General features: G+C 65.3%; 9 protein-coding genes. 4 read left to right on the top strand and 5 right to left on the bottom strand.

Going from position 1 to position 12,003, the window contains the following annotated elements; genetic code table 11:
• Positions 1 to 2 precede the first annotated feature (2 nt).
• The 4 genes from trpA to NKH04_RS09440 all read left to right on the top strand — a co-directional run bounded on the left by trpA (position 3) and on the right by NKH04_RS09440 (position 3,733).
• The gene (gene trpA, locus NKH04_RS09425) at positions 3 to 842 is read left to right on the top strand and encodes a tryptophan synthase subunit alpha (protein ID WP_352451643.1); all 840 of its coding nucleotides are present in this window, start codon (positions 3 to 5) and stop codon (positions 840 to 842) included.
• Positions 843 to 937: 95 nt separating this feature from the next.
• Entirely contained in the window at positions 938 to 1,864 is a 927-nt protein-coding gene (gene accD / locus NKH04_RS09430) for an acetyl-CoA carboxylase, carboxyltransferase subunit beta (protein WP_352451644.1), read from the top strand.
• Positions 1,865 to 1,926: 62 nt separating this feature from the next.
• Positions 1,927 to 3,252, top strand: coding sequence for a bifunctional folylpolyglutamate synthase/dihydrofolate synthase (locus tag NKH04_RS09435; RefSeq protein ID WP_353044259.1), 1,326 nt, complete (start codon positions 1,927 to 1,929; stop codon positions 3,250 to 3,252).
• 61 nt (positions 3,253 to 3,313) lie between these two features.
• Positions 3,314 to 3,733, top strand: coding sequence for a VOC family protein (locus NKH04_RS09440; protein WP_352472566.1), 420 nt, complete (start codon positions 3,314 to 3,316; stop codon positions 3,731 to 3,733).
• Between the two features lie 48 nt (positions 3,734 to 3,781).
• Here NKH04_RS09440 and NKH04_RS09445 read toward each other — a convergent pair whose 3' ends face one another.
• The 5 genes from NKH04_RS09445 to NKH04_RS09465 all read right to left on the bottom strand — a co-directional run bounded on the left by NKH04_RS09445 (position 3,782) and on the right by NKH04_RS09465 (position 11,975).
• The gene (locus tag NKH04_RS09445) at positions 3,782 to 4,063 is read right to left on the bottom strand and encodes a cupin domain-containing protein (protein WP_023718287.1); all 282 of its coding nucleotides are present in this window, start codon (positions 4,061 to 4,063) and stop codon (positions 3,782 to 3,784) included.
• Between the two features lie 128 nt (positions 4,064 to 4,191).
• On the bottom strand, positions 4,192 to 4,515 hold the full coding sequence (gene trxA / locus NKH04_RS09450; protein ID WP_023677558.1) for a thioredoxin: 324 nt from the start codon (positions 4,513 to 4,515) through the stop codon (positions 4,192 to 4,194).
• Between the two features lie 73 nt (positions 4,516 to 4,588).
• On the bottom strand, positions 4,589 to 8,101 hold the full coding sequence (gene addA, locus NKH04_RS09455; protein WP_353044260.1) for a double-strand break repair helicase AddA: 3,513 nt from the start codon (positions 8,099 to 8,101) through the stop codon (positions 4,589 to 4,591).
• On the bottom strand, positions 8,098 to 11,235 hold the full coding sequence (gene addB / locus NKH04_RS09460; RefSeq protein ID WP_353044261.1) for a double-strand break repair protein AddB: 3,138 nt from the start codon (positions 11,233 to 11,235) through the stop codon (positions 8,098 to 8,100). The genes addA and addB overlap by 4 nt, the downstream gene beginning before the upstream one ends.
• Entirely contained in the window at positions 11,232 to 11,975 is a 744-nt protein-coding gene (locus NKH04_RS09465; protein WP_352540039.1) for a nucleotidyltransferase family protein, read from the bottom strand. The genes addB and NKH04_RS09465 overlap by 4 nt, the downstream gene beginning before the upstream one ends.
• Between the last annotated feature and the right edge of the window lie 28 nt (positions 11,976 to 12,003).

The raw sequence follows: 12,003 nt of genomic DNA on the forward strand, positions 1-12,003 counted from the left end.
TCATGGCCACCCGTATCGACCGCCGCATGGCAAAGCTGAAGGCCGAGGGGCGACCGGCACTCGTCACCTATTTCATGGGCGGCGATCCGGACTACGATACGTCCCTGTCGATCATGAAGGCGCTGCCCGGCGCCGGCAGCGACATCATCGAGTTAGGCATGCCGTTTTCCGATCCAATGGCCGACGGCCCGGCGATCCAGGCGGCCGGCCTGCGGGCGCTGAAGGGCGGCCAGACTTTGGTCAAGACGCTGAAGATGGCCTCGGAATTCCGCGCCGGCGACAGTGAAACGCCGATCGTCTTGATGGGCTATTACAATCCGATCTACATCCACGGCGTCGAGCGCTTCCTGAGCGACGCGCTGGCCAGCGGCATAGACGGGCTGATCGTCGTCGACCTGCCGCCTGAGATGGACGAGGAGCTTTGCATCCCGGCACTCAAGGCCGGCATCAATTTCATCCGGCTGGCGACGCCGACCACCGACGACAAGCGCCTGCCCAAGGTGCTGCAGAACACGTCGGGTTTCGTCTACTACGTCTCGATGACTGGCATCACCGGTTCGGCGCTGGCCGACACCGGCAAGGTGGCGGCAGCGGTCAAGCGCATCAAGAGCCATACCGACCTGCCGGTCTGTGTCGGCTTCGGCGTCAAGACCGCAGAGCAGGCGCGCACCATCGGCGCGTCGGCCGACGGCGTCGTTGTCGGCACCGCGATTGTCAATGCAGTCGCCAACGTGCTGGGGCCGAAGGGCGAAAAGACCGCCGATCCGGCCGAGGCCGTCGCCACGCTGGTCAGCGGGCTTTCGCAAGGGGTTCGCGCGGCTCGCCTTGCTGCCGCCGAATAATCTTGATCTTCTGGTTGGCCATGATCTCCAGCGAAAACCGGTTTCCACTTTTCGGGATCATGGTCTAACTCTTCGTAAGGACAGGAGCCGAAGCGATGAACTGGATCACCAATTACGTCCGCCCGAAGATCAATTCGATGCTCGGCCGCCGCACCGACATGCCGGAAAACCTGTGGATCAAGGATCCCGAGACCGGCGAAATGGTGTTCCATAAGGATCTGGAGCAGAACCAGTTCGTCATCCCGTCCTCCGGCCACCATATGAAGATATCAGCCAAGGAACGGCTGAAATTCTTCCTCGACGACGGCAAATACGAGACGCTGGAAAACCCCAAGGTCGTTCAGGATCCGCTCAAGTTTCGCGACGAGAAGCGCTACGTAGACCGGCTTAGGGATGCCAAGGCCAAGACCGGCATGGAAGACGCCATCATCAATGCGCTGGGCACGGTCGAGGGCGTGCCGGTGGTGGTGACGGTGCAGGATTTTGCCTTCATGGGCGGCTCGCTCGGCATGGCGGCAGGTGACGCCATCGTGCATGGTTTCGAGGTCGCCTTGCAGCGCAAGCGGCCGCTGATCCTGTTTGCGGCCTCCGGCGGCGCCCGTATGCAGGAAGGCATCCTGTCGCTGATGCAGTTGCCACGGACCACGGTCGGCGTCGACAGGCTGAAGGAGGCCGGCCTGCCCTACATCGTCGTCCTGACCAACCCGACGACCGGCGGCGTCACCGCCTCGTATGCCATGCTGGGCGACGTGCATATTGCCGAGCCCGGCGCCCTGATCGGCTTTGCCGGCCCGCGCGTCATAGAGCAGACCATCCGCGAAAAGCTGCCTGACGGCTTCCAGCGCGCCGAATATCTGATGGAACACGGCATGGTCGACATGGTGGTGTCGCGGCTGGAGATGCGCCAGACGGTTGCACGGCTGCTGAGAATGCTGCTCAAGCTGCCGGAAGAGCAAAACCCGCGGGAGCCGGAAATCCTGCCGCCGGTGGCGATACCGGCCGAAGCCCGGCCACAAGCCTGACGCGACATCACGCGGCGCGAGCGGCTGTTGTGTGCCGTTGTGCGCGCGCGTAGGATTCCTTCATGACCACGCTTGCCGCCGACCGCGAAATCGAAAGCCTGATGGCGCTTCACCCGAAGGGCTTCGACCTTTCGCTCGACCGCATTTCGCGGCTGCTCGAGCGGCTCGGCAATCCGCAGGACCAGCTGCCGCCGGTCATCCACATCGCCGGCACCAACGGCAAGGGCTCCTGTGCTGCTTTTTCACGGGCGCTGCTCGAAGCCGCCGGCTACCGCGTCCACGTCCACACCTCGCCACATCTGGTGAACTGGCACGAGCGCTACCGGCTGGCCGCGGATGGCGGCGGCAGGCTGGTGGACGACAAGGTCTTCGCCGAAGCCATCGCCCGCGTCGCCAGAGCCAATCAAGGCCAGAAGATAACCGTCTTCGAAATCCTCACCGCCGTCACCTTCCTGCTGTTTTCCGAACATCCGGCCGATGCCGTCATCCTCGAGGTTGGCCTTGGCGGCCGCTTCGACGCCACCAATGTCATCGCCGAGCCGGCCGTGTCGGTGATCATGCCGGTGTCGCTCGACCACGAAGCCTATCTCGGCGACCGCGTCGAGCTGATCGCCGCCGAAAAGGCCGGCATCATCAAGCGCGGATGCCCGGTCGTCATCGGCGCGCAGGAAAGTGAGACGGCCCAGCAGGTGCTCATCGAAACCGCCGAGCGGCTCGACTGCCCCGCCTTCGTCTATGGCCAGGATTTCCTTGCCTATGAGGAAAACGGGCGCATGGTCTATCAGGACGAAGACGGATTGATGGACCTGCCGCCGCCGCGCCTGCCGGGGCGCCATCAATTCGCCAATGCGGCGGCGGCGATCGCGGCGGTCAAGGCGGCGGGCTTCGAGATCAGCCACCGCGCTGCCGAGAAGGCGATGGCGAATGTTGCCTGGCCGGGCCGCATGCAAAAGCTGCCGCAAGGACGGCTGAGCGAACTGGCGCCGAAGGGCGCCGACATCTGGCTCGACGGCGGCCACAATCCCGGCGCTGGCGTGGTCGTCGCTGAGGCGCTGGCCGAGCAGGAGGAAAAGAACCCGCGTCCGCTGTTCCTGATCTCGGGTATGATCAACACCAAGGACCAGAGCGGCTATTTCCGCGCCTTCAAAGGGCTGGTCCGGCATGTCTACACCGTGCCGGTGAGCCTGAGCGACGCGGGCGTGCCGAACGACGAGCTGGCGACCCGCGCCATCGAGGCCGGCCTGCCGGCCGAACCGGTCAGTTCCGTCGCCAATGCGCTGATGCTGCTGCGCGACACGTGGGACGGACCGCCGCCGCGCATCCTGATCGGCGGGTCACTTTACCTGGCCGGCGCGGTGTTGGCCGAAAACGGCACGCCGCCGGTTTGAGGCGTGCTTCAGCCGGGCCACGGTGACGCCACACTTGTCAGACCACCGCGAGGAGCCAATCATGATCAAGGTAAAGCAGCTCGCACACGTTTGCATTTTCGCGAATGACCTGGAGATGACGCGAAGCTTCTATCGGGACGTCCTCGGCATGGACACCCAGTTCAATTTCCTGCGCGACGGGAAGATTTTCGGCTTCTACCTCAATTGCGGCAGCCGTAGCCATGTCGAGGTGTTCCAGAAAGACGGCGCCAGCTATGGCGACTTGAACCAGATCAACCACTTCTGCCTCGAAGTGGAAAACATCGACGCCGCGATCGCCCATCTGAGGTCAAAGGGGGTTGATGTCACTTCCAAGAAACGCGCGTGCGATGACACCTACCAGGCTTGGATCCGCGACCCCAACGGCGTGAGGATAGAACTGTTCGAATACACTGAAAAAAGCGCACAATTCGTCGGCGGCGATCGTATCGCGGATTGGTGATCGCGCCTCGCCGGGACAATTGTAGCGGCGCAGCCGATGGTTGGTGGACTACTTCAGCTCGACCTCGATGAAGGCGAATTCGCCATCGTTTGCACTGATGACGTCATGTTCGACGCCCTCGTTGCGGAAATACGGGGCGCCCTTCTTCATCTCGGCAAAGGATTCGCCATCCTTGGTCAGGAGCTTCACCTTGCCGTCGGTCAACGGCACGATCACATAGTCGTGGCCATGGCGGTGCCAGCCGGTGTTGTCGCCCGGGGCGAAGCGGTATTCGGTGACGATGACGCGCTCATTGTCGATGAAGACGGTGGCCTTGGCGGATCCGGTCATATCGCTTCTCCTGCTTTAAGCCAGACAAGAGCATGAGACTGCAAGTGGCGAGTGCCAGATCTGCGGATCGGTGACGCCACAAGAAAGCCCGGCGCGAGGCCGGGCTTTTCTGCAAAATTTTGATCGGATCAGGCGAGGCTGCCGTTGATCCAGTGCGACAATGCAGTTTTCGGCGCAGCACCGACCTTCATGTCGGCGACTTCGCCGCCCTTGAAGATCATCAGCGTCGGGATCGAGCGCACGCCGAACTGCGCGGCCAGCTCAGGATTCTCGTCTATGTTGAGCTTGGCGATCTTTATCTTGCTGCCGAGTTCGATGGCGATGTCCTCGAGCGCCGGGGCGATCATCTTGCACGGGCCGCACCATTCCGCCCAGAAATCGACCACGACCGGCTCCTTGGCGTTGAGCACGTCGGCCTGGAAATTGCTCTTGTCGACCTTGACGGTGGCCATGCTGAGATCCTTTCGATTTATTCGTCCCACCAAATGTGGTGGTGATCGTGTCCGTCTTCAAGCAAGTGTTGTGTCACGCTCCCGTGAGTCTAGCAAGCGCGTCGTCCATGGCCGCTGCCGGCAGCTCGATCAGCCGCGGCACCTCGGTGAACAGCAGCGCCGCCGAGACCTCGCGTCCCGGATAGAGCGGCTGAAGCAGCGCGCGATAAAGTGCGAGCTGCAGAACATAGGCTTGCGGCACTTCGGCGAGCGTAGCTGGCGCTGGCCGATTGGTCTTGTAGTCGACGATCGAAACCTTGTCCGGCGTTACTGCCAACCGGTCGATCTTGCCGGAAATCGAGCGCAGTTTGCCCCTTACCTCCAGGCTGCCCATGATGGCGACTTCGGCGCGCGAGTTTGGCGCAAACAGCGGCGCGAAGCGGCTGTCGGCAAGAATTCTGAAAACGCCAGCCAAGGCCTTGTCGTGCTCGTCGTCGGGCCATGCCGCGCCGGCTCTTGCCAGATAGCGTTCGGCGGCATCCCGGCGTTTTCCCTCGGCGATGCCGGGCAGCATCTGCAGCAATTTGTGCAGCGCCAGCCCGCGCATGACGGCAAAACCGGGCTCGGCGTCGGCATCCAGCACCGGCGAACGCGTGTCGGCCACCGCTTGCCGCGCCTCGTCGATCAGCACCGAGGCGCCGGACGGCGAGAGCGGCCGCGGCAATTCCTCGAAGGGCGGCAGAGGCCGGAACAGGGTTTCCGGCAATGGCGCAAAGCGTTCCGCCTGTCGTGCCTCATTCACTGCCGCCAGTGGCATGGGCGGCAGTTTCGTCACCTGGAAACGATGCACGGTCTCGCCAGTGGCGGGATGCCGGCGTTCTTCGCTCTCTGCGGCACCGACCAGTGCGCGGCTGACGATCGAATGCCAGGTACCGATATTCGGCGCCCGCTTGCCGTGATAGCCGCAGACGATCAGCCGATCCTCGGCGCGGGTCATGCCGACATAGAGCAGCCGGCGGTATTCGTCGTCGGCGAGCTCGCGGGCGCGGGCCGATGCGGCGCGTGAAAACCCATTTGCGACATCGCTGGCCGAACGCCAGAGATAGCCCTTGCCCTCCCAGCAGTCGCCCGAGCCTTCGAACGGCATCAATCTCGGCAGATGCTGGTCACTGAACGGCGCGGAGCCGCCATCGACAAGGAATACCACCGGCGCCTCCAGGCCTTTGGCGGCATGCACGGTCATGACGCGAACCTCGTCGCGGGTCTGGTCCATTTCGCGCTTGATCTCGGGGCCGGCGTTTTCCAACGTCGACAGGAAGGATTCCAGTCCCGGCAGGCCGGTCCGCTCCTCTGCCAGGCAGAAATTCAGGAATTCGTCGAGGACGTCGCCGGCCTCCGGCCCGAGCCGCGCGATCATCTTCTTGCGCAGGCCGTCGCGGGCGAGAGCTGCAGCATAGAATTCGAACACCGGCTTGAATGCGGCCTCGTTCGACCATGTGCCGAGCCGGCTGACGACGGCGGCCAACGCCTCGCTTTCGCCGGCATGCCGGCGCAGCGAGGCGATCAGCGAGACGCTCGATGGCCTCTCCGCAGCAAGCGCGAAAAGCTGCTCTTCCGAGACATCGAAGATCGGGCTGCGCAGCACGGCGGCCAGCGACAGATCGTCCTCGGGCTGGATTAGAAAGTGACCGAGTGCGATCAGGTCCTTCACCGCGATATGGCCAGGCAGGCTGAGCCGGTCGGCGCCGGCCACCGGGATGTCGCGGCGCTTCAACGCCCGTGTCAGCGCATGGACGAAGCGGTCGCGCTTGCGCACCAGCACCAGCACGTCGCCGGGCCGGAGTTTCTTGCCACGCCCTTCGATGACCTCGCCGCCGCCGATCCAGCCGGCAATGGTCGCTGCAACGCTTTCGGCAACGCGCACCGCCGGTGCGTGGGCGTGATCCACCGCTTGCGTCCAGTCGTCCGGTTCGTCGACGATGTCGGCGCCGAGCGAGGGCCAGACGTCGACATAGCCCGGCGCATCGTTGCGGATCGCCTTGTGGTCGAGCGGATCGGGATCGTGGCTGATGCCGCGCCGCACGTTCGGGTCAGCAAAGACACGATCCACCGCCGCAAGCACGTCGTCGGTCGAGCGAAACGACCAGGTTAGCTTGAGATCGGCGAAGGCGGCGGCGGCGGATCTGACTTTGCCGGCAAACAAAAGCCGGCTGTCGGCAAAGGAGTCCGGGGCGGCGCCCTGGAAGGAATAGATCGACTGCTTTTCGTCGCCGACCGCAAAGATGGTGCGGTGGACGGCGTCGCGTGCGCCGAGCCCGGCAAAGAACTCCTCCGCCAGCCGCTTGACCACCTCCCACTGGTCGGGACTGGTGTCCTGCGCCTCGTCGAGGAGGATGTGGTCGATGCCCTGGTCGAGCTTGTACTGCACCCATGGGCCGGCGTCGGGCCGCGCCAGTAGATGGACCGTGCGGGTGATCAGGTCGTTGAAGTCGAGGAAGCCGCGGGCGCGCTTCAATTGCTCATAGCGGGCGATCAGCCAGTCGGCGATGGTCAGCGCCGCACGCGTGCCTTCCAGCATCCTGAACAAGGCCAGCCGGTCGGAGATTTCGAGAATGGCGTCGACCGCCGCCAGATATCGTTCGGCAAGATCGGGCAACCGGTTAAGCAATGCCCTCTTAAACGTCTTTGCCGGATCGTAAGGCTCGCCGTCGGCCCTCAGGAAAGCCTTGGAGAGCAAATTCAGGCGACGTACCGGATCCTCCTCGGCAAAGGCAAGGCGGGCGTATGGCAGCAGATTGTTCAGCACGATGCGCGCATCGGCGGCCTCGGCTGCCCGTGAAAAGGTGACGAGATAATCCGGCAGGAAGCCGGGCAGCGGCCAGACCGAGGCGGCTATACCTTCGGCCGTCTGGCCGGCGCGGAAATGGAACTCCTCGAACAGCGCCTGAAAACCATCGCCGCCGGCCGCGGCGATGAACGCACGCAAACCATCGCGCTTGCGCACGATCTCGGCCAACAGTGCGTCGAGCCCATGCTCGCCGCCGCGCTCCAGCACGGTGGCGAAGGCCTCGGACAATGCCGCATCGCCTGCAACGCCGCCCGAAATCATGTCGCGGCGGGCGGCGGCAAACAGCGAAGCCTCCATTTGCGGATCGAGCATTTCGAAATGCGCAGGGATATTGGCTTCCAGCGGGAACTGATGCAGCACCGATTCGCAGAAGGCGTGGATGGTCTGGATCTTCAGCCCGCCCGGTGTTTCCAGCGCCCCGGCAAACAACCGCCGCGCCCGGCGCATGGTTTCGCGGTCGGGCTGGCGGCCGTCCAGCGCCTCTATCCGTGTCGAGAGCTCGGCATCGCCCAGGGCCGTCCATTGCGACAGCGTCGAAAACACCCGGTTCGACATGTTGGCGGCGGCGGCACGCGTATAGGTCAGGCACAGGATCTTGGACGGATCGGTGCCGCGCAGCAACAGCCGGATAACGCGCTGGGCGAGTACATGGGTCTTGCCCGATCCGGCATTGGCCGACACCCAGGCGGAATTGCGCGGGTCGGACGCGCTTGCCTGGCTCGCGGCAGTGTCGCTTGGAATGGGGTAGGCCTTTTTCATGCCTCCCCTCCCTCGTCATCGGCGTCGCCGCCGGCGGACCATTCGAGCACGCGGGCGAGATGGTCGTAGTCGCCGTCGGTCTCGCCCTCGCGGAACGGCAGCGCCCGCGACAGATAGCCGGTCGCCGGGTCGGCGTAGTGGATCAGCAGTTTTTCCAGCCGCGCCCACGCTTCTTCGGCGAGATCGGCGGCGGTTCGCGGCTTGCGGTTGTATTCGAGGATGGATTCCTCGAACACTTCGCCATTCGGCCTCAGCCGCACGAAGGCCAGTTGCGACGGCTCGCATGCGCCAAGCTCCTTGAAAGCGCCGCGCCTGAGCAGCGCGCCCTCCAGTGCCAGTTGCGGCGCGAGCAGCGTGTGTGCCTGTGCTTTGGATGGCGAGGAGCCGGTCTTGTAATCGAGGATGTCGGCCATGCCGCCGGCCAGCAGATCGATGCGATCGGCATAGCCGGACAGGGTCACACCGGATCGGCCCACACCGGTCTTTTCGGCGCGTTCCTCGGCGTGCCGCCGTGCCACGGCTGCGGCCCGGCCGCGCTCCCATTCGATGATGCCGGCGGCAAGCTTTTCGAAGCGTGGCCACCACACCGCCTCGACATCGGCCGGCAGCGCCGCCTCGGCAAAGCAGGAGCGGCCTGCGGCGATGAGCCCGTCCAGCGCCTCCGGCGCGCGCGGGTCGGCCACCCTCGCCGAGAAGAGGTGCAGAATTGCGTGAAACAGCGTGCCACGCTCGGCAGCGCCCGGATCGCGAATGACCGGATCGAGCGGCATCAGGCCGAGTATCCTTCTGGCATAGACCGCATAGGGATCGCGGCGCAGCGTTTCGATCTCGGTGACCGAGAAGTGGTGCGGCCGCGCGGCGAGCGGCGGTTTCGGCTGCGGCCGCGGCGCAAAGTCCTGCTTTTCGCCGGCATCGAGCACACGCGCCCAGGCAAGCAGTTCATCGCCGCGCCGGCGAAGTGCAGCAGCGTGGTCCTCGCCGACGAATGTAAGGATGCGCTGCAGCCAGCGCGAAGGTACCGACGGTGCATCGCCGGAGCGGCCGGAGCGAGCCAGCACCACCTTTTTGGCGCCCATGGCCATCTGGAAATCATGGGCGGCAAGGCCGATGCGCCGCTCGGGCGGTTCAAGATCGATGCCGGTCTTCATCAGCCGCGACATGAAGCGGTCGCTCTCCGGCTTGCGCGGCCACACGCCTTCGTTGAGGCCGCCGACGACCAGCGTGTCGACATCCTGAAGCCGCGCTTCCAGCGCACCCCAGATGGCGATGTTCCTGTCGGTGCCCTGCGCCGGCTTGACCGTCTCGGGCGCGATCATCGCCTCCATCACGTCAGGCCATTCGTCAGCCGCGAAGGAGAACGACACCGAGGCCGCGACCAGCCCGCGCAAGAGCTCGTCGAGCTTTTCGCCGGCATCGCCCGCATAGAGTTCGCTCGGGCTGCCGTCAGCGGCGCGGCCGAGACTTTCGAGCGCAACGACGCTGGCGCGCACAAGGGTGGCAAGATCGGCATTCTCGTCGCCGCGAAGAGCAACCAGCGGCGCCAGCGCGGCCGTTAGCCGGATCAGCAGGTCGCGCGCCTGTTCGATGCGCCTGACCGAAAGCCGCGGCCACCAGAAGGGTGGGCGGCGATTGCCGCTGCCGTCGAATTCGAGGAGCCGGGTGTCGAAGAGCTGCGGCAGCGACGCCACGTCCGGACGCCCTGTGCCACCGCGCAGCGCCACAAGTTCGACGATTTCGGCCGCATGGCGCACGCTTGCCCGCTCCAGGCCGAGGCCAAGCAGGGGATGCTTGAGCAGCGACAGCAGGGCGACGGGGTCGCCCGGGCGGAAGGCTGCCTGAAGCGCCAGCCTGAGCAGGCTGGCGGCTGGTGTGTTGATCAGCGGCGTGCCGCCGGAATCGTCGGCGGCAACGCCGAAGCGCAGCAGCTCGACTGAGACGCGCCGCGCCAGAGCGCGGTCGCCGGTGACGAGTGCGGCGCGCTGGCCGGGCCGTTCGACAGCCTGTTTGAGCGCGACGGCGATCGCCACGGCTTCGTCGCGTTCGCTGGCGGCTTCGAGAAGCGTCACCTCGGCGAAGGCCTCGGCAATATCGCCGGCCCTAAAGCGGGCGCCCGTCTCGGCCCAGAGCTCGGTGGTCTCCGCCGGGCGCAGCGCTTCGCCGACAAGTGCGGCGCGCAGCGCAAGCGGTCGCGGCGCAACAGCAAGCTCCTCGACATCGGCGCGCGGCACGCCGATCTTGCCGATCAACTTTGCCAGGCCGTATTGCGGGTGGCCAAGCACGGCTGGGCGCGCGCCCGGTGTGGTGATCGCGGCAAAGGACGGCTCGTCCAACGCCCGGTCGAGCCCGGGCAGCACAACGGCGCCATTGGGCAGACCGGCGATCACGGCAAGCAGCTCGGCCGTGGCGGGAATGGAGCCGGTGGACCCGGCGGCGATCACCGGTCCGGCTGGCGGATTACGCTTCAGCCGCGCCGCCTCCAGCCTTATCAGGGCATTACGATGCGCGGCCGGATTGGAACGATGGCGTTCCTCGAGCAGGTTCGGCCAGTTCTCCGTCACGATGGTCAGGAAGTCGAGTGTCACCTGCCACCAGCCTGCAAGATTGCCGGTTACAAGGTCGGCGAGCCTTGCCCAATCCGTGCCTTCGGTGTCGATCTCATCCATCAGGCGTGCAAGGTCGCGCGCCAGCCAGATGGCGTCGGCGGCGGAGGCCGGTATGACGATCTCCTCGTCGAACAATGCCGCGACATGTGCCGGCAGGCGGCGTTTCCACGCCCGCACCAGCGGCGCAAGCAGCAGAAGACGCTCGACCACGGCGATCGGCGGCGCAAGGTCGATGGCGACCGAACCTCCTGCCTCGAAGGCGGCTTCATCCTCATCGAACTCACCAAGCGGGCGGATGACCGGCAGGATCGCCGAGCGGCTTCCCGAGCGCGAGAGAGCATCGACGAAGACGCCGCGAAGCGCCCGCGCCGCACGGCGCGTCGGCACATAGATGGTGAGATCGGCCAGCGCCAGCGGATCGCCGTCATAGGCGAAGCCGGGAACCAAGCGCCCCGCAAGCAGCGCCTCGGCCAGCGTCGGCAGGAACGGCGCTCCGGGCGGGATCGAGAAAATGCGGCGGGAGCCGCTCATTTCGACTCGGTAAGAGCGCCGGGTGCCTCACCGACAGCATTGGGCGTGCCGGCAAGCGCGGCGGCGACCGCTGCTTCCGCCCGCGGGATCGCGTCAGGTGTGCCGACAGTAATCCAGTGACCCTGCATTTTCATGCCGAACAGGCGGCCGGCGGCGATTGCCGCATCGAAATAGGCGTTGAGCGACAGCGGGCCGGCTGGCGCATCCTTGAAGATGCGCGGATGGACGATTGCGGCGCCGGCATAGATCAGGCCAGCCGGATCGTTGTTCGCACGCCGCAAGGCGCCGTCCGGCGCCATCAGGAAATCGGTGCCGCCGCTATGTCCGGTTGCCGACTGGAGATCCGCAAGCATCAGCAGAATGTCCATTGTCGCGCCCTCCCATGCAAGCGCAAGTCGCCTGAGATTGGAAACGCCGCTGTCGATCCAGAAGGTGTCGGCGTTGAGCACATAGAAGGGCGCCCCTAACCTGGGCAATGCCTTGACGATACCACCGGCGGAGTCAAGCAAGCCCCTACTCTCATCCGAGATGACGATTCTCGGCGCACTGCGGCGGGCTACATGGTCCACGATCTGTTGCGGGAGGTAATGGACGTTGACGACGGCCTTGGCGACGCCGGCTCCGGCTAGGCAGTCTAGCCCCCAGTCGAGCAATGTCTTGCCGGCGACCTTGACCAGCGGCTTCGGCATGGTGTCGGTGATCGGCCGCATGCGCTTGCCGAGCCCGGCGGCGAGCACCATGGCGGTCGTCGGCATCGGCTGCTCATCC

Source organism: Mesorhizobium sp. M1365 (assembly GCF_040317865.1).
Taxonomy (GTDB): domain Bacteria; phylum Pseudomonadota; class Alphaproteobacteria; order Rhizobiales; family Rhizobiaceae; genus Mesorhizobium.

Bases quoted from the DNA above. Each gene is read 5' to 3' on its own strand.
- NKH04_RS09445 (WP_023718287.1), bottom strand. From the start codon at position 4,063: ATGACCGGATCCGCCAAGGCCACCGTCTTCATCGACAATGAGCGCGTC.
- accD (WP_352451644.1), top strand. From the start codon at position 938: ATGAACTGGATCACCAATTACGTCCGCCCGAAGATCAATTCGATGCTC.
- NKH04_RS09465 (WP_352540039.1), bottom strand. From the start codon at position 11,975: ATGGTGCTCGCCGCCGGGCTCGGCAAGCGCATGCGGCCGATCACCGAC.
- NKH04_RS09435 (WP_353044259.1), top strand. From the start codon at position 1,927: ATGACCACGCTTGCCGCCGACCGCGAAATCGAAAGCCTGATGGCGCTT.
- addB (WP_353044261.1), bottom strand. From the start codon at position 11,235: ATGAGCGGCTCCCGCCGCATTTTCTCGATCCCGCCCGGAGCGCCGTTC.
- trxA (WP_023677558.1), bottom strand. From the start codon at position 4,515: ATGGCCACCGTCAAGGTCGACAAGAGCAATTTCCAGGCCGACGTGCTC.
- addA (WP_353044260.1), bottom strand. From the start codon at position 8,101: ATGAAAAAGGCCTACCCCATTCCAAGCGACACTGCCGCGAGCCAGGCA.
- NKH04_RS09440 (WP_352472566.1), top strand. From the start codon at position 3,314: ATGATCAAGGTAAAGCAGCTCGCACACGTTTGCATTTTCGCGAATGAC.
- trpA (WP_352451643.1), top strand. From the start codon at position 3: ATGGCCACCCGTATCGACCGCCGCATGGCAAAGCTGAAGGCCGAGGGG.